Genomic DNA, 26205 nt, shown 5'->3' on the forward strand with positions numbered 1-26205 from the left:
GCGGCAAGGCCATGCCGGCATGATGGCAGGTCACGCCCGCAGCGGCAGCACGCGGTCGGGCGGACGATGGCCATCGAAGAAGGCGCGGATGTTGATGATCACCTTCTCACCCATGTCGATGCGGCCTTCGAGCGTCGCCGAGCCCATATGCGGCAACAGCACGACCTTGCCTTTGTGGGCGAGCTTCAGAAGCTTGCTGTTCAGCGCCGGCTCGTGCTCGTAGACGTCGAGGCCGGCGCCGGCGATCTTGCCGTCATGGATGAGCTTGACCAGCGATTCCTCATCGATGATATCGCCGCGCGCGGTGTTGACTATGTAAGCGGACGGTTGCAGAAGCGCCAGCCGCCGTGCCGAAAGCAGGTGGAAGGTTGCCGGTGTCGATGGGCAATTGACCGAGATAATGTCCATACGGGCAAGCATCTGGTCGAGGCTTTCCCAATATGTGGCTTCCAACTCGTCCTCGATTGCCGGCAGCACGCGGTGGCGGTTGTGGTAGTGGATCGAGAGGCCAAAGGCCTTGGCGCGCCTGGCGACGGCGGTGCCGATGCGACCCATGCCGACAATGCCGAGCCGTTTGCCCCAGATGCGACGGCCGAGCATCCAGGTCGGCGACCAGCCCGCCCATTTCTTGTCCCCGGTCAGCACGTTGGCGCCTTCGGCCAGCCGTCGCGGCACGGCCAGCATCAGCGCCATGGTCATGTCGGCCGTATCTTCGGTCAGCACGTTCGGCGTATTGGTGACGGTGATGCCTTTCTTGGCCGCTGCCGCAACGTCGATCTTGTCGACGCCATTGCCGAAATTGGCGATCAGCTTGAGCTTGTCGCCGGCTTGGGCAATCAGCGCCGCGTCGATATTATCGGTCACGGTCGGCACCAGCACGTCAGCCTCCTTGACCGCCGCCACCAGTTCCGGCTGCGTCATCGGCCTGTCCTCGACATTCAACCGGGCGTCGAACAACTCGCGCATGCGGGTCTCGACCGGGTCGGGCAACTTGCGCGTGATGACGACGAGGGGCTTCTTTTTGCCTGCCATTGTTTCCTCGAACCCGATCTCGTTGAGACCTCTTTAACCAAGAACGGCGAAACTGAGAGCCGATCGCGGTACCGGTCATCCATGTAACAAGTGGTTCCGCCGAAGACAAAGAAAAAGGGGCGCGAAGGCCGATGGGCCGGCGCCGAAAGGAACGAAAGTGTCTGGTTTCGCGTCGCTCCGCCTGACCCTCAGTGCAGCATTCCTCGGCGCTCTCATCCATAGCCCACTGGTGATGGCGCAAAGTGCCGCGGCCCCCGCCCAGAGCGTCACGCTCGGACCAAGCGGCTTGCCGCTGCCGCGCTTCGTCAGCCTGAAATCCGGCCGCGTCAACTCGCGCGTCGGGCCGGGCGTCAACTATTCCGTCGATTGGATGTACATGAAACCAGGCCTGCCGATGGAGATCATCCAGGAGTTCGATACATGGCGCCGCGTGCGCGATGCCGACGGCTCGGAAGGCTGGATCAATCAGTCGCTGCTTTCGGGCCGCCGCACGGCGATCGTCGCCCCCTGGCAGCGCGGCAAGGACGCCCGCATCAACCTCCTCGACGACCCGGCAAAAGATGCAAGCGTCATCGCGATCCTCGAACCGGGGGTGATGGGCACGATCAAGTCCTGCGATGGCCAATGGTGCGAAATGACCTTCGACGGCCATACCGGCTGGCTCGCCCAGTCGCTCGTCTGGGGCGCCTATCCCGGCGAAAAGGTCAAGAACTGACGCTTCCGAACCGGAGGTCAGGCCAGCGCTGCAAGCACCGGATCCGGCATTTTGTTTCGCTGTTCTTCAATTCGGGGATGATCTAGCCGCCGATGCGGCCGAGATGGGTATCCTGGAAACTGCTCGACAGCTTCAAGCCATAGCCCAGGGCGCGGTCGATGGCGATGTGGGCGATCCAGATCAGCGCAACGGATGTCGCCAATGCATTGTCAAAGACGCTGCCGAAAAGCGCCAGCAGAACGGGCAAGACCAGTATGTGCAAGGTGTTGTAGGCGACGGCCCCGACGCGCGGCCCGGCCATGTAACCCAGGATCGACAGGTCGGGCGCCAGAACGAGCACTGCAAATAGCCACCAGGAAGCACCGGCCATTGCATAGAAGACAAGAGCCGCCACCGCGACGGCGACCCATTCGAGCCGGAGCGTCAAATCCAGGAAATTCATAAGGCGCCGGTCAGTCGCAGCGTTTCGGACGCAGTCTCACCACGATATCGACATTGGCGATCTCCATGCCTTCCGGCGGTTCCGGCAGGTTGGAAACCGTCACCGGGCCGCTGTCGATATCGAAGATCCTGTTTTCGCCCTCGATATAGAAATGATGGTGATCGGAGGTGTTGGTGTCGAAATAGGTCTTCGATCCCTCGACGGCAAGGATGCGCAAAAGGCCAGCCTGGGTGAACTGGTGCAGAGCATTGTAGACGGTGGCCAGAGACACCGGCACGCCGGCGGCAAGCGCTTCCTCGTGCAGTTCCTCGGCCGAAAGGTGGCGGTCGCCCTTGGCGAAAAGCAGATCGGCCAGCGCGATACGCTGGCGTGTCGGCCTCAGACCGGCTTCGCGAACCCGCTTGTCCACAGCGACATTATCCTTCCGGCAACCCAGATCCATCTATCCGTCGCGCCCACAGTTCCGTCTCAGACACGTCCAAAATGGCAGAAATAGAGCATCTGCCGAAATTGGACGTGTCCTGACATATATTCTGTCGGCCGAATGCGATCAATAGCGCGCATTGACCCGGGCAGACGGGCAGGTTAAGCGCAAACGCCGGTTTCCGGCCTGAAACAGATTGTGTTAGGAAACCACCAGCATGGGCGCCTATCGCCCGGGACGATCACGGGGACGAGATTGATGGCGGGTTCGAAATCCAGCTACGGTTACGAGGAATTGCTTGCCTGCGCCCGCGGCGAGCTGTTCGGACCGGGAAATGCGCAACTGCCCTATCCGCCGATGTTGATGTTCGACCGCATCACCGAGATCAGCGAAACCGGCGGTGCGTTCGACAAGGGTTTCATCCGCGCAGAATTCGATATCAAGCCGGATTTGTGGTTTTTCGCCTGCCATTTCATCGGCAATCCGATCATGCCGGGATGCCTGGGCCTGGACGCCATGTGGCAGTTGACGGGTTTCTACCTTGGATGGCTCGGCGAACCAGGCAAGGGAATGGCGCTGTCGACAGGTGAGGTGAGATTCAAAGGCATGGTCACGCCTTCGGTCAAGAAGGTGGAGTATGGCGTCGACTTCAAGCGAGTGATGCGCGGTCGGCTTGTGCTTGGCATCGCCGATGGCTGGCTGAAGGCAGATGGCGAGCCCATATATGCGGCAACGGATCTGAAGGTCGGTCTGTCCAAGCAATCGGCCGCCGGCTGAGCGAAGACCAACAGTGCCACGTCTTGGACATCTAAAGGACGCTGTAGCACTTTAATTTGCGCATGGTTCCGTTCCGGAAACTTAATCAGGTTTCGGAGGTCCGTGCTGGAAGGAGTTGCGAATGAGACGGGTCGTAGTCACAGGTCTCGGCATCGTGTCGTCGATCGGCAACAATGCCAACGAGGTGCAGGCCTCCTTGCATGATGCCAGGTCCGGCATCAGCTTTTCCGACTCTTTCGCCGAGCATGGCTTCCGTTGCCGGGTGTGGGGAGCGCCGACGCTGGATCCGTCGGGAATGATCGACCGTCGCGCCATGCGCTTCCTGTCGCAAGGTGCTGCCTGGAACCATGTCGCGATGGACCAGGCGATCGCAGACGCCGGCCTCGACGAGACCGACATCACCAACGAGCGCACCGGCATCGTGATGGGCTCCGGCGGACCGTCGACCCGTGCAATCGTCGAAGCGGCCGAGACGACGATCAAGAACGGCAGTCCCAAGCGGATCGGTCCCTTCGCGGTGCCAAAGGCGATGTCGTCGACCGCTTCAGCGACGCTTGCCACTTGGTTCAAGATCCACGGCGTCAACTATTCGATCTCATCGGCCTGCTCGACGTCAGCGCATTGCATCGGCAATGGCTACGAGCTGATCCAGTGGGGGAAGCAGGACATCGTCTTCGCCGGCGGTCATGAGGATCTCGACTGGACGATGTCGGATCTGTTCGATGCCATGGGCGCCATGTCGTCCAAGTTCAACGACAGGGCATCAGTCGCCTCGCGCGCCTACGACGTCGATCGCGACGGTTTCGTCATTGCCGGCGGCGCCGGCGTGCTGATTCTTGAAGAGCTCGAGCATGCCAAGGCACGCGGCGCCAAGATCTATGCCGAGATCATCGGCTATGGCGCCACCTCCGACGGCTACGACATGGTGGCGCCGTCGGGCGAAGGCGCGGCTCGCTGCATGAAGCAGGCGCTCGCAACGGTGTCCTCGCCGGTCGACTACATCAATACGCACGGCACCTCGACGCCGGTTGGCGACTCCAAGGAAATGGGCGCCATCCGCGAGGTGTTCGGCGAGAAGATGCCTTTCATCACGTCGACCAAATCGCTGACCGGTCATTCGCTGGGTGCGGCCGGCGTGCAGGAATCGATCTACTCGATCCTGATGATGCAAGGCGGCTTTATCGGCGAGAGCGCCCACATTGACAACCTCGATCCGGAATTCGAAGGCATGCCGATCGTGCGCAAGCGCATCGACGAAGCCAGGATCGACACCGTTTTGTCCAATTCGTTCGGTTTCGGTGGCACCAACGCTACGCTGATTTTCCAGCGCTATTCCGCATAAGGATTTGCCGACCATGGACGGATTGATGAAGGGCAAGCGCGGGCTTGTCATGGGCGTCGCCAACGATCATTCGATCGCCTGGGGCATCGCCCGCAAACTGTCCGAACATGGCGCGGATCTCGCCTTCACCTATCAGGGTGAGGCCTTCGGGCGCCGCGTCAAGCCGCTCGCCGAGAAACTGGGCGCATCGCTGGTGGTGCCTTGCGACGTCGAGGACAGCGCATCGGTCGCCGCGACTTTCGAGACTTTGGGCAAGGCGTGGGGCGGGCTGGATTTCGTCGTCCATGCCATCGGCTTTTCCGACAAGAACGAGCTGAAAGGCCTCTACGCCGACACCAGCCGCGACAACTTCATCCGCACCATGGTGATCTCCTGCTACTCCTTCACCGAGGTCGCCCGTCACGCCGCCACGTTGATGAAGGATAGCGGTTCGATGATCACGCTGACCTATGCCGGTTCGGTCCGCGTCATGCCGAACTACAACGTCATGGGCGTCGCCAAGGCCGGGCTGGAGGCCAGCGTCCGCTATCTAGCCAACGACTACGGCCCGCGCGGCATCAGGGTGAACGGCATATCGGCGGGACCGGTGCGGACGCTTGCCGGCGCCGGGATTTCCGACGCACGCCACATGTTCTCCTACCAGCAGCGCAACTCGCCGTTACGCCGCACGGTGACGATCGACGAAGTCGGCGGCTCAGCGCTCTATCTGCTGTCCGATCTGTCCTCCGGCGTCACCGGCGAAATCCACTATGTCGATTCCGGCTATCACATCGTGTCCATGCCGACGCTTGACGAGTTGAAGCAGACCGACGGCGCGCGGGAATAGCGCGAGCGACGTGTCGCCGGCTTGCCCCGCAGCGTTTCAGCGTCGCGCCGAGAAGACCTTGAACATGCCGTCGCGGGCGAGCTCCGCATGGCTGGAGAAGGCGGCCGCCAGCACCGGTTCGTAGGGAAGCTGACGGTTCGCCACCATGAACAGCCGGCCGCCCGGCTTCAGCGCCTTGCCTGCCGCGCGGATCATGCCGGCACCGATTTCGGGCTCAGTCGCCCGGCTGCGGTGAAAGGGCGGGTTCATGGCGATCACATCGTAGCGGTGCTCGACCGGCTCGCTCAAAAGATCTATCCAGAAGAAACGTGGCTCCAGGCCTGTGTTGCCGACATTGACCTTCGCCGCCTCCAGCGCCTCGAAATCCGCTTCGTAAAGGTCAAGCGCCGATATGCCGGGTGAGCGGGCGGCGACTTCGGCGGCGACATAGCCCCAACCGGCACAGAAATCCGCAACGCTGCCACGCAGATCGTTGGGCAGATTTTCGACCAGCAGCTTCGATCCGGCATCGATCTTGTCGAACGAAAACATGCCTGGGGCCGTGCGGAAGCGGTCCTCGACCACCAAGTCCGGATTGGCGGCGCGAAGCGTTGCCGCGGCAACGGTATCGGCCGGCCTGCGAAACCAGAAGGCAATGCCGTGATGCTTCGGCAGGTGGCCTTCGGGCGGCACAAGGGCGCCGACATGCTTGCGCAGGCTGGCGATACCATCGTCCTTCCCACCGGCGACGACGATCAACCCGCCTGATGCCACGTGCTCGATCGCTTCTGCGACGCGCAACTCGTTTTGTCCGCGATGGCGGCCAGCGAGCACTAGCGCCGCGTCGAAAGCCTTGCCTTCCACTTGCGGCGTGACGGTGAAGCCGAACGCCTGCAAGGCGCGAAAATGCGGCCTGAAGCCTTGGACGAGATGAAGCTTGGCATCGAAGCCTTCGAGCAAGCGAAAGCCGGGCTCGGCACCGAGAAAAAGAATACGTTCATCCTTTCGCGGCAGGGAAACGGTCCCGGCCTCGAAAGGATGGAAAAGCGTCTTCAGCGGCTCGGCGGACATTCACCACTCTTGAACTGCAAGGCTGTTGTTGAAATGCAAACGGGCGCGACCTTCCGGCGCGCCCGCTTCGATTGCTTTATGCGTTCGACGGAACGCAACCCCGCTTAGGCGGCGTTTTCTTCGCCTTCGCTCTTCTTATCGCGGGCGATTTCCTTGCCGGTGGCCTGGTCGACGACCTTCATCGACAGGCGGACCTTGCCGCGCTCGTCGAAGCCCATCAGCTTGACCCAGACCTTGTCGCCTTCCTTGACCACATCGGAGGTCTTGGCGACGCGATCATTGGCGAGCTGCGAGATGTGGACGAGGCCGTCACGCGGACCGAAGAAGTTGACGAAAGCGCCGAAGTCGGCGGTCTTGACGACCGTGCCTTCGTAGATTTCACCGACTTCCGGCTCGGCGACGATGGTGTGGATCCACTTCTTCGCCGCCTCGATTTCCTTGGCGTTGGCCGAAGCGATCTTGACCGTGCCGTCATCCTCGATGTTGATCTTGGCGCCGGTCTTTTCGACGATCTCGCGGATGACCTTGCCGCCCGAGCCGATCACGTCGCGGATCTTGTCGGTCGGGATGTGCATGACCTCGATGCGCGGCGCGAACTCGCCGAGCTCGGCACGCGCGCCGGACAGCGCATGGGCCATTTCGCCGAGAATGTGCTGACGGCCATCCTTGGCCTGGTCGAGGGCGATCTTCATGATCTCCTCGGTGATGCCCTCGATCTTGATGTCCATCTGCAGCGAGGTGATGCCGTAGGCGGTGCCGGCAACCTTGAAATCCATGTCGCCGAGGTGGTCCTCGTCGCCGAGGATATCGGAGAGCACGGCGAAGCGCTCGCCTTCCTTGATCAGGCCCATCGCAATGCCGGCGACCGGCTTGGCCAGCGGCACACCGGCATCCATCAGCGCCAGCGAGGTGCCGCAGACGGTAGCCATCGAGGACGAGCCGTTGGACTCGGTGATCTCCGAAACGACGCGCAACGTATAGGGGAACTGGTCGGCGGTCGGCAGCATCGGCCGGATGGCGCGCCAGGCGAGCTTGCCGTGGCCGATTTCGCGGCGGCCGGGCGAACCCATACGGCCCGTTTCACCGACCGAATAGGGAGGGAAATTGTAGTGCAGGAGGAACTTCTCCTTGTACATGCCGGTCAGCGAATCGACATACTGCTCGTCCTCGCCGGTGCCGAGCGTGGCGACGACCAGCGCCTGGGTCTCGCCGCGAGTGAACAGCGCCGAGCCGTGTGTGCGCGGCAGGACGCCGACTTCCGAGACGATCTTGCGGACCGTCTTCAGGTCGCGGCCGTCGATGCGCGAGCCGGTGTCGAGGATGTTCCAGCGCACGACCTTGGCCTGGAGTTCCTTGAACACGGTGCCGATCTGTTCGGACGTGTATTTGGCCTCTTCGCCTTCTGCCGGCGCAAACGCGGCCTTGACCTTCGCCTTGACGGCGTCGACGGCGGCATAGCGCTTCTGCTTGTCGGTGATCTTGTAGGCATCGCGAAGCTCGCCTTCGACGATCTTGAGCATCTCGGCTTCAAGCGCGGAATAGTCCGGCGCGGTGAAATCGCGCGGGTCCTTGGCGGCGACTTCGGCCAGCTTGATGATCGCGTCGATCACCGGCTGGAAGCCCCTGTGGCCGAACATGACGGCGCCGAGCATCAGATCCTCGCCGAGTTCCTTGGCTTCGGACTCGACCATCAGCACGGCGTCGGCGGTGCCGGCGACGACCAGGTCGAGCTTCGATTCCTGCATCTCGTCGACATGCGGGTTGAGCACGTATTCGCCGTTAATGTAGCCAACGCGGGCGCCACCAACCGGGCCCATGAACGGCACGCCGGACAAGGTCAGTGCGGCGGAGGTGGCGACGATCGACAGGATGTCCGGATCATTTTCGAGATCGTGCTGGACGACGGTGACAACGATCTGGGTGTCGTTCTTGTAGCCTTCGGCGAAGAGCGGGCGGATCGGGCGGTCAATCAGGCGGGAAACCAGCGTTTCCTTCTCGCTCGGACGGCCTTCACGCTTGAAATAGCCACCCGGGATCTTGCCGGCGGCGTAAGTCTTTTCCTGGTAGTTGACCGTCAGGGGAAAGAAATCGAGGCCGGGCTTCGGCTCTTTCATCGAGACGACGGTGGCGAGAACCTTGGTTTCGCCATAGGTGGCCAGCACCGCGCCGTCAGCCTGACGTGCGATCTTGCCGGTTTCGAGAATGAGCGGACGGCCGCCCCATTCGATTTCCACTTTGTGGTAATTGAACATATCTTGTCCTTCGTATGCGGAAAGGGCCGCGCCGTTGCAGCGTGCGCGGATGCCCCTTTCCCTTGGCTTCCTTTCTCGGGCAGCCACGGGCAAGACAACGGGAAGCTCGGCTATTCGGCGCATTTGCCGCGCGAGCGTCCTGCAATCCTGCCCCATGACCGTCCATGGGCGGTTTCGAGTGGCCCTCTGCTGTTTCGAAACCGGGTTGGCCAATCGATCCGACTGGCCTTGCGCGTGAACCCGAAAACCAGGTTTTCGGAAAGTATCCTGCGCAAATCTAAAACTTCAGAGCGTCCTTTGCGCATCCAAACCGGTGCGCGGCGCTCTGCTTTCTTCATTGGAGCCTTGGATGATCCGATGCTCCAATGCGCGACCGGCGGGCTCTCGAAAGAACCCGCCGGTCAATTCGTCAACGGCGCAGACCGAGCTTCTCGATCAGCGTCTGATAGCGCGCGTCGTCCTTGCGCTTGAGATAATCAAGCAGGCTGCGGCGCTGGGAAACGAGAGCGAGCAGGCCACGGCGGGAATGGTTATCCTTCTTGTGGTCCTTGAAATGATCGGTCAGGTTCTTGATGCGCTCGGAAAGGATGGCCACCTGGACTTCCGGAGACCCGGTATCGCCCTTGGCGGTTGCGAATTCGCCCATCAATTCCTTCTTGCGTTCGGCAGTAATCGACATCGTGTTTTTCCTTGTCTGTTTGAGGAAACGGGACGCCCTCAGCCGGGATGTCGTCCAGCAGGGGCCGGTTGCAAGCAACGCGTCAAAGCGCGAAGCTGCGGCGCATATAGTGCAATTCCGACAAAAAGGCCAGCCCAATTCACAAGCCGGCTTTTTGCTGCATAAACGGGCACTTCCGCATGGTCAGAGCCATTTCTTCCATTTGAAGTATGCGTAGAGCCCGACCGCAACAATCGCCATGAAGACGAGCGACAGGGGATAGCCGTAATAGGCTTTCAGCTCCGGCATGTTCCAGGGCGAGGTGTCGGGGTCGAAATTCATGCCCCATACGCCGACGAGAAAGGTGAGCGGCATGAAGATCACCGAGACGATGGTCAAATAGCTGATGACGTCGTTGGTGCGCGCCTGGCTGAGCGACAGGTGCATCTCGATCAGGCCGGTCAGCATATCGCGCTGGGTTTCGACCAGTTCGATCAATCGCAGCGAATGATCCAGCGTGTCGTTCAGGAATAATTTGGTTTCGGCCTTCACATAAGAGACGTCGTTGCGGATCATGGTCGCCAGCGCGTCGCGCATCGGCCAAAGCACGCCCTTCAGCACATTGGCGTCGCGCCGCAATTCGTGAAGCTGCCGCATCTGGTGCTTGTGCGCCTGGTTCAGCATCTGGTCCTCGATGCTGTCGACCAATTCGCCGGCAGCCTCGATCGGCGGGAAATAGCTGTCGACGATGGCGTCGATCAAAGCATAGGCGAGATAGTCGGCGCCGCGCGAGCGCAAGCGGTTGGGCACCGAGCTCGCGATCCGCTTGCGCACGGGATCGAACGGGTCGCCTTCGCGCTCCTGGAAGGTGACGACGAAGTTCTTGCCGAAGAAGACGGCGATCTGTTCGTAACGATGGGCGGTGACATCGTCGATCATCCTGACGACGACAAAGGCATGGTCCTCGAAGAAATCCACCTTGGGCCGCTGACCGGTGTTGACGACATCTTCCAGCGCCAGCGGATGCAGGTTGAAGATCCCGCCGATCTCCTCGATCAGCTGGATGTTGGCGAGGCCTGTGCAGTCGAGCCAGATGATCGGCCAATTGTGGCAATGGGTGTTGACGTCGTCGATGCTGGCATTGTCGATCGTCTTGAACTTCTCAGGCGAGATCAATGTCAGCCTGAGCTCGGAGCGGCGCGCCGCCGGGTCGGCGATCAGCGTGCCCGGCGAAGCCCCGACCGGTGGCCGCCGTGTTTTGAGCGCCGCTCGCTTGTTGACCGTGTCAGCCTTTGCCATGTGCCCCCTCGAGTGCAGCGTCGAACGGCACTACAGCACAGCGCATCCTTTCGGACGACAAACGACGCCGTAGCCCTGTTGATTTAGCGCATGATCCTTTCCCAAAATAGAATCCGGTTTGGAGATCATGCGCCGGGCGACAGCTGTTACCCGACAAAGACCCGCTTTGGCTTGAACATGCCTTGCTCGATGGCGCCGATGGCGACCAGCTTGCCGCGCGCGGTGGCGCAGGCCTCCTCAGCTTCTACCGGCGCGTCACGGCCGCGAATGATGACCGGATTGCCGAGGCGGATTTTGGTTGCCGCATCGTCGCTGATCGCAACCTGCGGCAAGCATTCGAGCGCCGCGGCGGTGTCGACCAGAAGTGCATCGATGGCACCGAAGTCGATCGGCGCGTCCGCTGCTTGCGAAGCGTCCTCGCTCTGTTCGCCGAAGCGGGCGGCCTCCAGCTCGGCCAAGGTGACGAAATCTTCCTGCGTGAACGGCTCGACCTCGACCCGCCGCAGCTCGGCGATGTGACCAAAACAGCCAAGGTCGCGCCCCATGTCGCGCGCCAGCGAGCGGACATAGGTGCCCTTGCCGCATTCGACCTCGAAGATGGTGCGATCGGCCATGTGCTCGACCAGGTCGAGCCGGCCGATCTCGACCTCGCGTGCCGGAATGTCGACCGTCTCGCCGTCGCGGGCAAGGTCGTAGGCGCGCTCGCCGGCGATCTTGATCGCTGAGAATTGCGGCGGTGTCTGCATGATCACGCCGGTATATTTCGAAAGCAGCGCCAGCACTTCGGATTCCGCCGGACGGAGGTCTGAGCTTTTGGTCGCCGCGCCTTCGAGGTCGTCGGTCGAACGCTCCTCGCCCCAGGCGACGGTGAAGCGGTAGACCTTGGCGCCGTCCTGGACGTAAGGCACAGTCTTCGTCGCCTCGCCAAGCGCGATCGGCAGCATGCCCGACGCCAGCGGGTCGAGCGTGCCGGCATGGCCGGCCTTTTCCGCCTGGAACAGCCATTTGATCTTGGAGACGGCTTCGGTCGAGCCCATGCCGACCGGCTTGTCCAGTACCAGCCAGCCCGAGATCGGCCGGCCCTTCTTCTTGCCGCGGCGCGCCACTATTCGCTATCCTTCCGGTCGTCTTTGTCTTTGTCGTCGGCGCTGAGATCGCGCGCCACTTCGGGCGAGTGCAGCAATTCGTTGATCTTCTGGAAATTGTCGTAGCTGGTATCGAGCCGGAAGCGGAATTCCGGCATGTACTTCATCTGCCGAAGGGCGCCGGAGACGCGGCCGCGGACGAACTTCGCATGCTTGTTGAGCGCTTCGACCACCGCACCGGCATCCTTGGCGCCGAGCGGCGAGACGAAGGCGGTGGCGATCTTCAGATCGGGCGACATGCGCACTTCGGAGACCGAGACCACTGTGTTCTCGATCAGCGGATCGAGGATCTCGCCGCGCTGCAAGGTTTCGGATAGCGCATGGCGCACCTGCTCGCCGACGCGCAGCATGCGCTGGGATGGGCCTGACGGGGTCGAACGGGGCATTTTCCTCGGTCCTGAAATCGTGAAGCGCGGGATGGAACCGCGCCGCATGTCTCATATGGTTTGGGCGGCGGCCTTTCGACCACCGCCCGGTCTCAATAGATGCTCGAACTCAAGACGCTCGAACTCAGAGCGTCCTGGTTACCATCTCGACGCGGAAGCACTCGATGACGTCACCGACGCGCATGTCCTCGTAGTTCTGGAAGGCCATGCCGCATTCCTGACCGCCCGGAACTTCCGAAACCTCGTCCTTGAAGCGCTTCAGGGTCTTCAGCGTGCCTTCGTGGATGACGACGTTGTCGCGGATCAGGCGCACGCCCGCACCACGCTCGACCTTGCCTTCGGTGACACGGCAGCCGGCGATCTTGCCGACCTTGGTGATGTCGAAGATCTCGAGGATCTCGGCATTGCCGATGAAGGTCTCGCGACGCTCCGGTGATAGCAGGCCGGAGAGCGCCGCCTTAACGTCATCGACGAGATTGTAGATGATCGAATAGTAGCGGATCTCGATGCCTGCCGCAGCCGCGGCCGCACGCGCCTGCACATTGGCACGAACGTTGAAGCCGATGATCGCAGCCCCCGAGGTCTCCGCCAGCGACACGTCGCTTTCGGTGATGCCGCCGGCGCCCGCATGGACGATGCGGGCGCGCACCTCGTCGGTGCCGAGATTGTCGAGCGCCGCGTTGATCGCCTCGATCGAGCCCTGCACGTCGCCCTTGATGACCAGCGGGAATTCCTTCAATCCGCTGGTCTGCAATTGCGACATCATCTGTTCAAGCGAGCCGCGCTGGCCGGCATGCCTGGCCACCGCCTTCTCGCGCGCCAGACGTTGGCGATATTCGGTGATCTCGCGGGCGCGGGCTTCGTTGTTGACAACGGCGAAGCGGTCGCCGGCCAGCGGCGTACCTTGCAGACCGAGGACTTCCACCGGCATTGCCGGCGGCGCTTCCTTGACCTGATCGCCGCGATCGTTGACCACCGCGCGCACCCGGCCCCACTCGTTGCCGGCGACGAGAATGTCGCCCGGCATCAGCGTGCCGGTCTGCACCAGCACGGTTGCGACTGGGCCGCGGCCCTTGTCGAGCTGGGCTTCGATGACAACGCCTTCGGCGGTGCGGTCCGGATTGGCCTTCAGGTCGAGGATTTCGGCCTGCAGCAGGATCGCTTCGAGCAACTTGTCGAGATTGATGCCCTTGGTCGCCGACACCTCGACATCCAGCACCTCGCCGCCCATGGATTCGACGAACACCTCATGGCGCAGCAGTTCCGAGCGCACCTTCTGCGGGTCGGCGTCGTGCTTGTCGATCTTGTTGATCGCCACGATGATCGGAACGCCGGCCGCCTTGGCGTGGTTGATCGATTCGATCGTCTGCGGCATCACGCTGTCGTCGGCCGCCACCACCAGGATGGCGATATCGGTCGCCTGGGCACCGCGGGCACGCATCGCCGTGAAGGCGGCGTGGCCGGGCGTGTCGATGAAGGTAATCTTGTTACCGTTCTTCTCGACCTGATAGGCGCCGATATGCTGCGTAATGCCACCGGCTTCGCCGGACACCACGTTGGCATTTCGGATGGCATCGAGCAACGAGGTCTTGCCGTGATCGACATGGCCCATGATGGTTACCACCGGCGGACGCGGCTGCAGGTCCTCGGGACGATCGGCGATGTTGAACAAGCCCTCTTCGATGTCGGACTCGGCGACGCGGCGGACCGTGTGGCCAAATTCGGTCGCGACGAGTTCGGCCGTGTCGGCGTCGATGACGTCGCCAGGCTTCAGGATCTGGCCCTGCTTCATGAAGAACTTGACCACGTCGACAGCGCGCTCGGACATGCGCTGCGCCAGCTCCTGGATGGTGATGGTTTCGGGCAGGATCACTTCACGCATGACTTTCTCGCGTGGCTCATTATGCAACGCGCGCTTGAATTTCTCCTGACGGCGGCGCATCGACGACAGCGAGCGGGCGCGCGCATCCTCGTCGGAAAGCGCCGAATTCAGCGTCAGCTTGCCGCGGCGGCGGTCTTCCTCGCCCTTGGTCGGTTTGGCCGGACGCGCCACTTCGGGCGTGACCAGACGGCGCACTGGTGCGCCGGCACCGGTCCGCTTCGGCTTGACCTCTTCCTCGTCATCGACTGTCGCCAGTTCGGCGGCCAGCGGCGCACGGCGGCGTGCCTCTTCCTCGGCACGGCGGCGGGATTCAGCCTCGGCTTGCAGCCGTGCCTCTTCCTCGGCCTGACGGCGAGCCGATTCCTCGCGCTCGCGGCGGCGGCGCTCCTCGTCCTCGCTGCGGCGCTTGGCCTCCTCGATGGCGCGTTGGCGATCCTCGACGTCACGGACCTTCGAGCCCTCGAGAGCCCGGCGGCGTGCTTCCATTTCCTGGCGCGACAACTCGTTCAGCACCATGCCGCCGCGTTCGACCGGCGGCGGAGGCGGCGGCGCCTTGGGGGCTTCCTGCACGGCAGGCGCTGCCGCGACCGGCTTCGGCGTGAAGACGGACACAGGCGCTGCCGCCGGCTCCGGCTTGTCGCCGGGCAGCGAGAACTTGCGCTTCTTGGTCTCGACAACCACCGATTTGGTGCGGCCGTGCGAGAAGTTCTGGCGCACCGTGCCCTGTTCCATACCGGGGCGCTTCAGCGTCAAGGTCTTCTTCGGCGTAACACTCAGCGTCTTGTCGTCGCCCGATTTCGTATCGCTCATTCCATATCCTCTGCGGCATCATCTTCGTCAGCAACGGCCGCAAGCATTGCCAGATCGTCCGGGGAACCGCCCCGATATCGGTCGAGCGCAACCATGCGCTTCTGGACCGCCCTGCCCGCGTCTCCCGCGAGAACGGCAGCATGTATCACATTTGTACCCCCCAATGCCAAGCTCAACTCGGCCTCGGAGAAAAGTTTGTAAGCGCGGATCGCAGGCCCGCCGAGGTGGACGGTTGCCCGTCGCGCCTGGCTTATCTTGCGGACGCCATCGTCGGAAGCCTCGGTCGCGTGGAGCACGAAAAGTGCAAGTCCGCCGCGCACGGCGCTCTCGACCTTGGTCGCTCCGAGCGCTATGGCGCCCGCCTTGCGGGCCAGGCCAAGCATGCCCAGAGCGGACCTGGAAAGCAGCGCGTCGACCATGCCGCCAAGATCGGCTGGCACGGTCACCTGCGCCTTAAAAGCACGGGCAAACAGGTTTTTCGCCGCTGCCTTGTCTATATGTAGGCGGTCGGCGGTCACCCAGCAACCGCGGCCGGGCAGGTTTCTCTTGATGTCCGGAACGACGGCCGAATCCGGGCCGACGACGAAACGGATCAGCTCATCCGGTTCGGCTTGCCTGCGGGTGACGATGCAGGTGCGATCGTTCATCTCGTCCAAGGGCGGGTTCGGTGCGATGCGGTTTCACCTCACGCACCGACGGTTTCGTCAGCCGGCACGCCCTCGGCGGCAAGCTCGTCTTCGGTGATCCAGCCAGCCTTCAGGCGAGCGGCCAAGACCATTTGCTCGGCATCGGCGCGCGACACGCCGTGGTTGGCGAGCACACCCGGGAATACCTTCGTCTCGCCGTCCTTGCGTTCCTTCCAGCCGGTCAGGTCGTCGGCGGCGTAGCCGGCGAAATCCTCGATCGTCTTCACGCCGTCCTCGCCGAGCGTCACCATCATGGCGGTGGTGATGCCGGGAATCTCGCGCAGCTCGTCCTTAACGCCGAGCGCCTTGCGCTTGTCGTCATGCTCGGCTTCGATCTTCTCCAGATATTCGCGGGCGCGGGTCTGGATCTCCGAAGCCGTGTCCTCGTCGAAGCCGTCGATCGACGCGATTTCGCCGGAATCGACATACGCGACCTCCTCGACGCTGGTGAAGCCTTCGGAAGCGAGCACCTGGCCGACCATCTCGTCGACGTCGAGGGCTTCCATGAACAGCGACGACCGTTCAACGAATTCCTTCTGGCGCCGTTCGCTCTCTTCCTGCTCGGTCAGGATGTCGATATCCCAGCCGGTGAGCTGCGAGGCAAGACGGACGTTCTGGCCGCGGCGACCGATGGCCAGCGACAGCTGGTCGTCGGGGACGACGACCTCGATGCGCTCGGCATCCTCGTCGAGCACGACCTTGGCGACTTCCGCCGGCTGCAATGCATTGACGATGAAGGACGCGGCCGAGGGCGACCACGGAATGATGTCGATCTTCTCGCCCTGCAATTCGCCGACGACCGCCTGGACGCGGCTGCCGCGCATGCCGACGCAGGCACCGACCGGATCGATGGAGCTGTCACGGGAGATGACAGCGATCTTGGCGCGCGAACCCGGATCGCGGGCGACCGACTTGATCTCGATGATACCGTCGTAGATTTCCGGCACTTCCATGGTGAACAGTTTCGCCATGAACTGCGGATGGGTGCGCGACAGGAATATCTGCGGGCCGCGTTGTTCGCGGCGCACGTCATAGACGTAGGCGCGGACGCGATCGCCATATTTATAGTTTTCGCGCGGGATCAGCTCGTCCCGGCGGATAATCGCCTCGCCGCGGCCGAGATCAACGATGACGTTGCCGTATTCGACACGCTTGACGGTGCCGTTGACGATCTCGCCGATACGGTCCTTGTACTCGTCATATTGCCGGTCGCGCTCGGCCTCGCGCACCTTCTGCACGATGACCTGCTTGGCCGACTGGGCGGCGATGCGGCCGAAATCCATCGGCGGCAGCTGTTCGGCGATGAAATCGCCGAGCTGGGCGTCCGGATTGCGCTCGCGCGCCGAGGAAATGGCAATCTGCGTCGCGTAGTCGTCGACCTTCTCGACCACTTCCATCAGCCGCTGCAGCTTCATCTCGCCGGTATTCGGATTGATATCGGCCCGGATATTGGTTTCCTGGCCGTAGCGCGAGCGCGCGGCCTTCTGGATCGCATCGGCCATAGCGGCGATGACGATCGACTTGTCGATCGACTTTTCACGCGCGACCGCATCGGCGATCTGCAGCAGTTCAAGCCTGTTGGCGCTTACAACCATCTTCTTTCTCCCGAGCTTGTTGCCGACCTTACGGCCGGCAGCCCAATCACATTTCCTGTTCGGTTTCGTCTTCCGCACCCTCTGGTGCGTCTTCGGGTTCGCCGCGGCGTTTTCTGGCTTCCTTGCGCGCCCGGTTATCCTTCGACAGCGCATCGCGGATAAGATCATCGGTCAGAACCAGCCGCGCTTCGGCAATCGCATCGTAGGGAACACGCACCGTCGGCTCCTCGCCGTAAGCGGCCTTGTCGCGCTCGATCAGCACACCGTCCGCGTCGCTTTCGGCGATCTTGCCCTTGAAGCGCTTGCGGTCGGCGACGAGAACCGACGTTTCCATCTTCACCAGATGGCCGGTCCAGGCTGCAAAGTCCGATTTGCGGACCAGCGGCCTGTCGATGCCCGGCGACGACACTTCGAGATGATAAGCCTTCTCGATCGGATCATCGACATCGAGCGCCGGCGATACTGCCCGGCTGACCTCTTCACAATCCTCGACAGTCATCGTGCCGTCCTCGCGCTCGGCCATGATCTGCAGCGTCAGCCCGTTCTGGCCCGACAGATGCACACGTACCAAGCGGAAACCGATGGCGCGCAGTACCGGCTGAACGATCAGCGCGATGCGCGCATCGATGCCGCTTTCGCGGATGATGCGGTCGTCGCCTTCGCTTGCCGTCACTGTCATTCGGTCCCTGTCGTTCGATTCCTGCTTGGCCGGCAGGTAATAAAAAAGAGCGGGACCGGGTGGACCCACTCTTCGTCATACCGACCAAGAATTTGAAGCTGATATAGACGATCGTGGCCGTCGTTTCAAGCCCGTCGTGCATGACGGCAAGGCTCCGAGTCCGCAGCGCTGCGCCAAATGCATGGCGCCCATGCAGTAATCCTCCTTTGAGCACCGGCAACGCACGACTATCTATGTTGCATTGCACAATTGGAGCGCTCACTACGCTCGGAAGGATCCGATCATGAACAATCGTGGATTTTTTTCAGCCATAGGCGACTTTTTTAGCGTGTTTGGCAGCGCCGTAGCAGCGTCGCGTGCTGTGGAAAACGGTCGCAAGCCGCGTGCGAATGATCTGCGCAATCTGGGCATGGAGCCGGCAGCCTTCGATAAAATCCGCCGCTTCTAAGCCAAGTGAACAGGAGAGCCTTCGGCCGCTCAGCTCGGACTTCCTGCTATTTCCGCACAAAGGTGAGATAGGCGGGCCGTCGGCCCTCGCGAATGGCCTTGGCCTCATAGCGCGTCCCCGGCCAGCCATCATAGGGCCGACGCCAGTCGGCTGCTTCGTTTGCCTGCCACGTGAAGGCGCCATGCGCCCGGCAATGCAGCAGCGTCCAGTTCACATAGCTGTCGATGTCTGACGCAAAGTGGAATTTTCCGCCGTGCTTCAAGACGCGCGCGAAGCGGTCGAGATTGACCGGGCTGACGAAGCGCCGCTTCCAGTGCTTCTTCTTCGGCCACGGATCCGAGTAGAGAAGGTCGATGCCGTCAAGCGAAGCCTGCGGCAGCCAGTCAAGCAGGCGTGTGGCGTCGTCGTCATAGACACGCAGATTAGCAAGCGGCCGCTCCCGGACCGCCATCATCATCTTGGCCATGCCGTTGACGAAAGGCTCGACGCCGATAAAGCCGGTCGCCTGGCTGGCCGTGGCACGGTGCAGAAGATGTTCGCCGCCGCCAAAACCGATTTCGAGCTGGACAGCGGAAACTTCGGCTTCGAAAAGGCTGCGCAGATCGGCTGGCGGTTCAACCGTCAGATCGAGCCTGTAGGCGGCGAAGCCGCTCTCCAGCGCCGCCGCCTGCTGCGGTCGAATGGTTTTGCCGCGCCGGCGACCGAAAAACGCCTCGGTCGCACGGCTTGGCCGGCCCTTCGGGTCCATAGGCGCCGCGGTTAGGCGGCGACTGCTTCGGCGACCGGTTCGGCGAGAGCGTCCTTGAGCGCCTTGGCGAGATCGGTCTTCTCCCAGGAGAAGGATCCGTCGCGGCCGGCCTTGCGGCCAAAATGGCCGTAGGACGACGTCTTGGCATAGATCGGCTTGTTGAGATCGAGGTGGCGGCGGATGCCGGACGGCGATAGGTCCATCACGGTGCGCAGTGCACGCTCGAGCTTTGCCTCGTCGACCTTGCCGGTGCCGTGGAGGTCGACGTAGATCGACAGCGGCTGGGCGACACCGATCGCGTAGGAAAGCTGGATAGTGCAACGATCGGCGAGCTTCGCGGCAACCACGTTCTTGGCGAGATAACGCGCCGCATAGGCCGCCGAGCGGTCGACCTTGGTGGTGTCCTTGCCAGAAAAAGCACCGCCGCCATGAGGCGCAGCCCCACCATAAGTGTCGACGATGATCTTGCGGCCGGTCAAGCCGGCGTCGCCATCGGGCCCGCCGATGACGAACTTGCCGGTTGGGTTGATGTACCAGTTGCAGTTGTCGGCGATCTTCAGGTCGCCCAGTGCTTCGCGAATATAGGGCTCGACGACGTTGCGCACCTTCTTCGAATCCCACGTCTCATCGAGATGTTGGGTCGACAGCACGATCTGCGTCACTTCCGCCGCTTTGCCGTCGACATAGCGGACTGTCACCTGGCTCTTGGCATCCGGCCCGAGCCTGCCGGCATCACCGCTGCCCTCATGGCGCGCAGCGGCCAGCAATTCGAGGATCTTGTGGCTGTAATAGATCGGCGCCGGCATCAGGTCCGGCGTTTCGCGGCAGGCATAGCCAAACATGATGCCCTGGTCGCCGGCTCCTTCCTCGCCTTGCCGGTCGGAAGCGTTGTCGACGCCTTGGCCGATATCCGGCGATTGGCCGTGCAGCAGGACCTCGATCTTGGCCGTCTTCCAGTGGAAGCCGGCCTGCTCGTAGCCGATTTCGCGGATTGCCTTGCGGGCGACCGACTTGAACTTGGCCGGGTTGACAATCGGATGACCGGCCGCATCCTTCAGGATGTTGCCCTCCTTGTCCTTCTTGAGCAGCGTCTCGGGGACGCGCACTTCACCGGCGATGACAACGCGATTGGTCGTCGCGAGCGTCTCGCAGGCGACGCGGACTTTCCACGGGTCCATGCCGGTCTTTCTAGCCTCGCGGTAGACGAGATCGACAATCTCGTCGGAGATACGATCGCAGACCTTGTCGGGATGGCCCTCGGCAACGGATTCCGAGGTGAAGAAATAATTGTGCCGCGTCACGGGTGTCCCCTCTTGAAAAAATATCGGCAGGCCGCCGATTTTGGCGCGCCAGTTGTTAACGGTGCCGGGCGCCGCTCGTCAAGTCGTGCAGCCGTTCTAGCATGAATTTTGACGTTATTATCTTTGCGTCCAGAAGACGGCGGCAGGGCGCACTACCCTCATCTCTTGCACTCACAGGCTGAAGAGAACGGTTTCGTGGAAGCATGTCGAGCAAAATCGATCCGCGCGTCGGCGCATCTGCGGAATGCACATCCCACGGTGCACTCAGCCACGAGAAATTGCATGCCCGGCTACGGCCAGTCAATCGACCTCGTCGGCGGAGAGCGACTTCACAAGCTCGATGATCTTGCGACGCACTTTCACGTCGGCGATCTTGACGAAGGCGCGGTTCAGCTGGAGGCCTTCCGGGCTGCCGCAGAATTCGACGGCGGAGGTCATCGACGCATCCTCGGCAAATCCACGGTTGCCCACGGCCTCCTGACCGGGCGCATCCTCGAAAAAGAAGGCGACGGGAACGCCGAGTATCGAGGCGATTGCCTGCAAACGACTGGCGCCGACGCGATTGGTGCCTTTTTCGTACTTTTGGATCTGCTGGAACGTTATGCCGAGGTTTTCGCCCAGTTTTTCCTGACTCATTCCCAGCATATTGCGGCGAAGCCGGATGCGGCTTCCGACGTGGATGTCGATCGGATTCGGCTTTTTCTTGTTTTCTTCTGTCATTTTTTCCTCGCCGAATTTTTCCGGCTTTTTCTATTTTGCTGCCCAAACGACGCCGCGGCCCGTGCCCCAACAGAACGACCTTATCGACTTCGAGAATTTTCAGGCGCTTACAGTATGAGTTTCTAATGTGTCGGCTGTCAATTCGCCCGTAGCCTTTGCCTTACGTTCAAAATGCATGCCGCAACGGCAAGCAAAAACATGATCAGCATTCCGTTAATGCGTCGTTGGCCGGAGGAAACGATGGCTTGGTTGGAGATCGGCACACGCACATCGATGGCGCCGCGTGCGTCGATAGCCAGCGCGTCGACGATGCGTCCTCGCGGGTCGACAACGGCCGAAATGCCGTTATTGGCCGCGCGCAACAGGGGCACCCCATTCTCCACCGCCCGGATCTGCGCCTGCCTGACGTGCTGGTACGGCCCTGGCGTGTCGCCGAACCAGGCGTCATTGGTGACGTTCACAATAAGCTCGGCTGACGTAGCGTCAACCGCGACCAGATCGGGAAAGATGACCTCATAGCAAATAAACGGCAGCGCCCGGATGCCGCCGGGCAGCGTGATCGGGTGCCGCTCATTGCCGGCCGCGAAGGTCATTGGGCCGGCGACAAGCTGCTCAAGCCCGAAGCGGCCGAGCAGATCGGCGAAAGGCAGGTATTCACCAAACGGTACCAGATGAACCTTGTCGACGGCATCGACGATTTCGCCCCTTTCGTCGATCGCCACGACCGAGTTGTAGTAACGGCTTCCGGTCGCCGAGCCGCCTTCCTCGCGAACGACGCCGGCGACCAGCATCTGGCCATCGCCGAGCATCTCTCCGATGGCAGGCAAGGCATCCGGACGTTCGGTGAACAGAAACGGCACCGAGGTCTCCGGCCACAGGATCAATTGCGGCCTGTCATGGCCGGGTTCCGGCGCTTTGGCCGAAAGCCCCATCATGGTGGCGAAGATGCGGTCACGCACCGAGGCATCCCATTTTTCCGTGAGGTCGACGGCAGGCTGCACGATACGGACGTCGAGGCTGCGGGCGGCCGGCTTTTCGGGGGCGGCGAGCCTGATATAGCCGAAGCCGGCATGGGCAACGACCAGAACGACAAGCAATGCGACGCCGAGGCGAAGATGCCGGCGCGCCGCAAGCAGGGCCGGCAGTGCAAAGACGAAGACTGCAAGCGCATTCATGCCGATCATGCCGGTCACCGACACGCTCTGCATCAGCAAAGGCACCGGCATCGCCGCATAGCCGACGGCATTCCAGGGAAAGCCGGTGAACAGGAAGCCGCGCAACCATTCCGCCAGCGCAAAGCCGAAGGCGAGCGCGGCGATGCGGCCGATGTCATTGCTCCACAACAGCCGGGCAACCACGGCGGCGAAGCCATAGAAGAAGGCCAGCGCGAGGGGGATGCCAACCACCGCGAACGGCAAGGCCCAGGCGAAGCTGTCGGCCTCGACCAGAAGCGCCGAGCCAACCCACCACAGACCGGCAAGAAAGTAGCCGAAACCGAACCACCAGCCGATGGCGAAAGCCGGCAGCAAGCGTCGCAGAAAACCGTCCGAGGCTTCGCCGGTCGCGCCATCGAGAAGCCACACCAGCAGCGGGAACGAAACGAAACAGACGGCGAAGAAATCGTAAGGCGCCTGAGCAAGAACCGCCAGCGCGCCGGCAAGAAACGCCACCAGCGCGCGCCGCCAGCCCCAAAGCAGAATTATCCGGCCGGCCTGGCGCTCCATCTATGCTTCCGAGTCGTGCGAATCAGGAAGCAAGATTTATCAGGCCGCGGCCTTGGCTCCAAACCGGATAAGAGCGAACAAGTCCGCTCATAGCTATCGATGCCAGCCTTCGATCTTCAGTCCGCCCAGCCGCTCAGCCTCTTCGCGGGGGACGGAGCGGACAGTCTGGGAAAAGGTCCAGACATGGCCTTCAGGATCGCGCGCCCTGTACTGCCGTTCACCGTAGAACTGGTCGGCAGGCTCCTCGACGATCTCGGCTCCCGCCGCCCTTGCACGATCACAGTGGGCATCTATCCCGTCCTTGAGGCGCGCATAGACCGACTGCGTGTTCTTGCCTGCAACTGAAGCCGGGCTGGCTATATGGTCGGCCCATTCGGAATCGATGATGATATAGCCGTCGCCGAACCGCATCTCGGAATGGACGAGCCTGCCATCGGTATCGCTGACCACCATGCTCGGCTCGAAGCCGAAAGCCTTTTCAAGCCATGTCAATGCGGCCCGCGGATCCTGGTAGAAGACGCCGGAGCCCAGTGTCGAGTGCTTGAACGGGTCCTCAATCGGCATCGGGCGAGCCGCGTCCTTCAAGCCTGCTCGGTGCGGGCGGCGCGGCGGCGGCGCTCGCCCTTCAGGGTTTCGACTATGCGCACGCGCTTGACGCGGCGTGGGTCGGCGTCGAGCACATGGAACTCGAAGCCGGGTATGGCCTGCACCACTTCGCCGCGCGCCGGCACCCGGCCAAGCGTGTTGAAGATCATGCCGCCGATCGTGTCGACATATTCGCCGTGCTCGCCGGCGGCGAAATCCTCGCCGATCATCTTGGCGACATCGTCGATCTCGGCCTTGCCGTCGACGATGAAGACGCCTTCGCCGGCCTGGGTGATCATCGGCTCGTCGTCGTCGTGCTCGTCCTCGATGTCGCCGACCACCATCTCGACGATATCCTCGAGCGAGACGAGACCGTCGGTGCCGCCATATTCGTCGATGACCAGCGCCATCTGGGTCCGTGTCGTCTGCATCCGCCCCATCAGGTCGGAGGCGAGCATCGACGGCGGCACGAACAGCACCGGTCGGATCAGGTTGAGATCGCCGATGGTGCGCGCCAGATCCACCTGGGCGAGATCGAGAACCGTTGCGACCGCGGTTTTCCTGGTCGTCCTGCCCTTTCGGACGCGGGCGACCTTGGTGATGTGCGCCAGCACGTCGCGGATATGGACCATGCCGCGCGGGTCGTCGAGCGTCTCCGAATAGACCGGCATGCGGGAATGGCCGGACTGTTCGAAGAGCCCCAGAAGATCACCCAGCTTCGTGGTGATCTCGACCGCCTCGATGTCGGCGCGCGGCACCATGACGTCCTCGACGCGCACTTCGCGCAGACGCAGGATATTGTTGAGCATGGCGCGTTCGCCGGGCGAGAAGGATTCCGCATCGCTCGCCGTTTCGGCAAGCGCACCGGCAATCTCCTCGCGCAGGCTGGTGCCGTTGCGGTGCCTGAAAAGCCCGAGCACGCGATCGAACAGGGAAGGACCGGCAGGCGATGCCTCGCTGGCGAAGCTGCCGGTCGTGGTACTCGGACTCGAGCCCTCTTCCGTCGTTTCGGAAGGCTTGATCGCACTGCCGGCATCGGGGCGGGCGGCAGTCTCTGGTTTGTCGTTCATCATCGTCCGGTCAATTGATCTTTTGTAATTACGTGTAGGGATCGGGAATGGCAAGCCTCGCAAGTGCTGCGCGCTCTGTCGCTTCCATCAGTTCCGCTTCGGCGTCGGTTTCGTGATCGTAGCCCAGCAAATGCAGCAGGCCATGGATAACGAGATGGGAGATATGGTCCTCGACCGGCTTGTCTTCCAGTGCCGCCTCGCGCGCGACCGTCTCGGCGGCCAGCACGATGTCGCCGAGCATCGGCGGCAGCGGCCCGCCCCGGGCAAACGGAAAAGCCGGAAAAGACAGGACGTTGGTCGGCTTGTCCTTGCCGCGCCAGCCGGCATTGAGCGTGCGGATATGGGCATCGTCGGAAAAGAGGATGCTGAGCTCGGAACGCCCGTCCGCACCGGTTTCGGCAAAGGCGGCCGAGACGGCATGGTCGACCAGCCGCGTCAGCGTCGTCTCGGCGGGCCAATCTCCGGCCTCGATCGCGATATCGATCTCGACGGGAAGCGGCCCCCCCGCCTTTTGCTCCTCAGCCATGCGGCCGCATAATCATATCAGCCTTCGACACCCAAGCCCCTGGCCAGCTTGCCGTCGCGGTCGTAGGCCTTGACGATCTCGGCGACCAGCGGATGCCTGACGACGTCGCCTTCGTTGAAGCGGACCGTCACCATGCCGGTGACGCCGTCGAGGATTCTCAGCGCCTCGACCAGGCCGGACTTGGTGTTTGGCGGCAGATCGATCTGGGTCGGATCGCCGGTGACGATCATGCGCGAGTTCTCGCCGAGCCGGGTCAGGAACATCTTCATCTGCATGGGCGTGGTGTTCTGTGCCTCGTCGAGGATGACGGCAGCGTGCGCCAGCGTACGGCCGCGCATGAACGCCAGCGGCGCGATCTCGATGACCTCGGCGGCAATCGCCCGCTCGACCTTGTCGGCCGGCATCATGTCGTAGAGCGCGTCATAGAGCGGCCGCAGATAAGGATCGACCTTCTCCTTCATGTCACCCGGCAGAAAGCCAAGCCGTTCGCCGGCCTCGACCGCGGGGCGCGACAGCACGATGCGTTCGACCATGCCGCGTTCGAGCAGCATTGCCGCATGCGCCACCGCCAGATAGGTCTTTCCGGTGCCGGCCGGGCCGATGCCGAAGACGAGTTCCGACCGCTCCAGCGCGCGCATATAGGCGTCCTGGTTCAGCGAGCGGGCATAGATCGTCTTCTTGCGCGTCGATATCTGGGCGGCAGACACCTTGCCCTTGCGCTCCAGTGTCGGCAGCGTCAGTTGGTCGTCGGCGGCGATCGCCATGCGCACAGCGCCGTCGACATCGGACTGGCCGATATCGGTGCCTTTCTGCAGAATTCCGTAAAGATTGTCCAAGGCGCGGCGTGCCTGCTCGGCCGCCGAGGAAGAGCCTTTGATGGTCAATTGATTGCCGCGCGAGCGGATGTCGACGCCGAGCTTCTGCTCGAGTCTGGCCAGATTCTCGTCGAATTGGCCGTAAAGGGCGCTGGCAAGCTTGTTGTTGTCGAAAGTCAGTACGATGTGCGCCATATCCGAGGCCCCCGAGGGTAGGTTCTGGGGCAGGTTCTTCACTTCAGCAGCGCTCAACCGTCTCTCCTCATCT

General features: G+C 62.4%; 26 protein-coding genes. 5 read left to right on the plus strand and 21 right to left on the minus strand.

Annotated features, from left to right (window positions below):
* Positions 1-30: 30 nt before the first annotated feature.
* Positions 31-1032, minus strand: a complete 1002-nt coding sequence (locus NKG95_RS15745) for a 2-hydroxyacid dehydrogenase (RefSeq protein ID WP_023719550.1) — start codon at positions 1030-1032, stop codon at positions 31-33.
* Between the two features lie 157 nt (positions 1033-1189).
* On the opposite strand from NKG95_RS15745, the gene NKG95_RS15750 reads away from it, so the two are divergent.
* Entirely contained in the window at positions 1190-1747 is a 558-nt protein-coding gene (locus NKG95_RS15750; RefSeq protein WP_023719551.1) for an SH3 domain-containing protein, read from the plus strand.
* 82 nt (positions 1748-1829) lie between these two features.
* On the opposite strand, the gene NKG95_RS15755 is transcribed toward NKG95_RS15750, so the two are convergent.
* Positions 1830-2189, minus strand: a complete 360-nt coding sequence (locus NKG95_RS15755; protein WP_023719552.1) for a DUF4260 domain-containing protein — start codon at positions 2187-2189, stop codon at positions 1830-1832.
* Positions 2190-2199: 10 nt separating this feature from the next.
* On the minus strand, positions 2200-2631 hold the full coding sequence (gene irrA / locus NKG95_RS15760) for an iron response transcriptional regulator IrrA (RefSeq protein ID WP_023676913.1): 432 nt from the start codon (positions 2629-2631) through the stop codon (positions 2200-2202).
* 240 nt (positions 2632-2871) lie between these two features.
* On the opposite strand from irrA, the gene fabA reads away from it, so the two are divergent.
* From fabA to fabI, 3 genes are all read left to right on the plus strand, one after another.
* Positions 2872-3390, plus strand: coding sequence for a 3-hydroxyacyl-[acyl-carrier-protein] dehydratase FabA (gene fabA / locus NKG95_RS15765; protein WP_352483234.1), 519 nt, complete (start codon positions 2872-2874; stop codon positions 3388-3390).
* Between the two features lie 121 nt (positions 3391-3511).
* Positions 3512-4732 (plus strand): beta-ketoacyl-ACP synthase I, encoded by a 1221-nt coding sequence (gene fabB / locus NKG95_RS15770; protein ID WP_352884991.1) that lies wholly within the window; start codon positions 3512-3514, stop codon positions 4730-4732.
* A gap of 13 nt (positions 4733-4745) precedes the next feature.
* The gene (fabI, locus tag NKG95_RS15775) at positions 4746-5558 is read left to right on the plus strand and encodes an enoyl-ACP reductase FabI (protein WP_353041409.1); all 813 of its coding nucleotides are present in this window, start codon (positions 4746-4748) and stop codon (positions 5556-5558) included.
* 36 nt (positions 5559-5594) lie between these two features.
* Here the strand turns inward: fabI and NKG95_RS15780 are convergent, their stop codons facing one another.
* The 10 genes from NKG95_RS15780 to rimP all read right to left on the minus strand — a co-directional run bounded on the left by NKG95_RS15780 (position 5595) and on the right by rimP (position 18000).
* A complete protein-coding gene (locus NKG95_RS15780; protein WP_353041411.1) occupies positions 5595-6608 on the minus strand; it encodes a class I SAM-dependent methyltransferase in 1014 nt (337 codons plus the stop codon).
* A 104-nt stretch (positions 6609-6712) separates the two neighbouring features.
* Positions 6713-8860, minus strand: coding sequence for a polyribonucleotide nucleotidyltransferase (gene pnp, locus NKG95_RS15785; protein WP_023719557.1), 2148 nt, complete (start codon positions 8858-8860; stop codon positions 6713-6715).
* Between the two features lie 409 nt (positions 8861-9269).
* Complete coding sequence (rpsO, locus tag NKG95_RS15790) at positions 9270-9539, minus strand: 30S ribosomal protein S15 (RefSeq protein ID WP_006337962.1); 270 nt, start codon at positions 9537-9539, stop codon at positions 9270-9272.
* Between the two features lie 183 nt (positions 9540-9722).
* Complete coding sequence (corA, locus tag NKG95_RS15795; protein ID WP_023719558.1) at positions 9723-10817, minus strand: magnesium/cobalt transporter CorA; 1095 nt, start codon at positions 10815-10817, stop codon at positions 9723-9725.
* 146 nt (positions 10818-10963) lie between these two features.
* Positions 10964-11923, minus strand: coding sequence for a tRNA pseudouridine(55) synthase TruB (gene truB / locus NKG95_RS15800; RefSeq protein WP_352716714.1), 960 nt, complete (start codon positions 11921-11923; stop codon positions 10964-10966).
* A complete protein-coding gene (gene rbfA, locus NKG95_RS15805; protein ID WP_292653998.1) occupies positions 11923-12348 on the minus strand; it encodes a 30S ribosome-binding factor RbfA in 426 nt (141 codons plus the stop codon). The genes truB and rbfA overlap by 1 nt, the downstream gene beginning before the upstream one ends.
* 124 nt (positions 12349-12472) lie before the next feature.
* Positions 12473-15040 carry a translation initiation factor IF-2 gene (infB, locus tag NKG95_RS15810; protein WP_353041413.1) on the minus strand — a complete coding sequence of 856 codons (2568 nt, stop codon included), beginning with the start codon at positions 15038-15040 and terminating at the stop codon, positions 12473-12475.
* A complete protein-coding gene (locus NKG95_RS15815) occupies positions 15037-15687 on the minus strand; it encodes an RNA-binding protein (protein WP_023719562.1) in 651 nt (216 codons plus the stop codon). Before NKG95_RS15815 ends, infB begins: the two co-directional genes overlap by 4 nt.
* Positions 15688-15725: 38 nt before the next feature.
* A complete protein-coding gene (nusA, locus tag NKG95_RS15820) occupies positions 15726-17321 on the minus strand; it encodes a transcription termination factor NusA (RefSeq protein ID WP_353041415.1) in 1596 nt (531 codons plus the stop codon).
* Positions 17322-17367: 46 nt separating this feature from the next.
* A complete protein-coding gene (gene rimP, locus NKG95_RS15825; protein WP_023719564.1) occupies positions 17368-18000 on the minus strand; it encodes a ribosome maturation factor RimP in 633 nt (210 codons plus the stop codon).
* Between the two features lie 283 nt (positions 18001-18283).
* Here rimP and NKG95_RS15830 point away from each other — a divergent pair, with 283 nt between their 5' ends.
* Entirely contained in the window at positions 18284-18448 is a 165-nt protein-coding gene (locus NKG95_RS15830) for a hypothetical protein (protein ID WP_023719565.1), read from the plus strand.
* 46 nt (positions 18449-18494) lie between these two features.
* On the opposite strand, the gene trmB is transcribed toward NKG95_RS15830, so the two are convergent.
* From trmB to NKG95_RS15870, 8 genes are all read right to left on the minus strand, one after another.
* Positions 18495-19196 carry a tRNA (guanine(46)-N(7))-methyltransferase TrmB gene (trmB, locus tag NKG95_RS15835; RefSeq protein ID WP_353041417.1) on the minus strand — a complete coding sequence of 234 codons (702 nt, stop codon included), beginning with the start codon at positions 19194-19196 and terminating at the stop codon, positions 18495-18497.
* An 11-nt stretch (positions 19197-19207) separates the two neighbouring features.
* Entirely contained in the window at positions 19208-20497 is a 1290-nt protein-coding gene (gene metK / locus NKG95_RS15840) for a methionine adenosyltransferase (RefSeq protein WP_352908610.1), read from the minus strand.
* A gap of 300 nt (positions 20498-20797) precedes the next feature.
* On the minus strand, positions 20798-21217 hold the full coding sequence (locus NKG95_RS15845) for a helix-turn-helix domain-containing protein (RefSeq protein ID WP_352493770.1): 420 nt from the start codon (positions 21215-21217) through the stop codon (positions 20798-20800).
* 137 nt (positions 21218-21354) lie between these two features.
* Complete coding sequence (lnt, locus tag NKG95_RS15850) at positions 21355-22941, minus strand: apolipoprotein N-acyltransferase (protein ID WP_353041419.1); 1587 nt, start codon at positions 22939-22941, stop codon at positions 21355-21357.
* A 93-nt stretch (positions 22942-23034) separates the two neighbouring features.
* Positions 23035-23505, minus strand: a complete 471-nt coding sequence (locus NKG95_RS15855; protein WP_352846975.1) for a VOC family protein — start codon at positions 23503-23505, stop codon at positions 23035-23037.
* 17 nt (positions 23506-23522) lie between these two features.
* Complete coding sequence (locus tag NKG95_RS15860; RefSeq protein WP_352483241.1) at positions 23523-24596, minus strand: hemolysin family protein; 1074 nt, start codon at positions 24594-24596, stop codon at positions 23523-23525.
* 28 nt (positions 24597-24624) lie between these two features.
* Positions 24625-25122 carry an rRNA maturation RNase YbeY gene (ybeY, locus tag NKG95_RS15865; RefSeq protein ID WP_352483242.1) on the minus strand — a complete coding sequence of 166 codons (498 nt, stop codon included), beginning with the start codon at positions 25120-25122 and terminating at the stop codon, positions 24625-24627.
* A 17-nt stretch (positions 25123-25139) separates the two neighbouring features.
* Positions 25140-26132: a PhoH family protein gene (locus NKG95_RS15870; protein ID WP_023719573.1), complete on the minus strand. Its 993-nt coding sequence runs from the start codon at positions 26130-26132 to the stop codon at positions 25140-25142.
* Positions 26133-26205: the final 73 nt, after the last annotated feature.

Origin of the sequence: Mesorhizobium sp. M1423, assembly GCF_040317575.1 — a bacterium.
GTDB lineage: Bacteria > Pseudomonadota > Alphaproteobacteria > Rhizobiales > Rhizobiaceae > Mesorhizobium.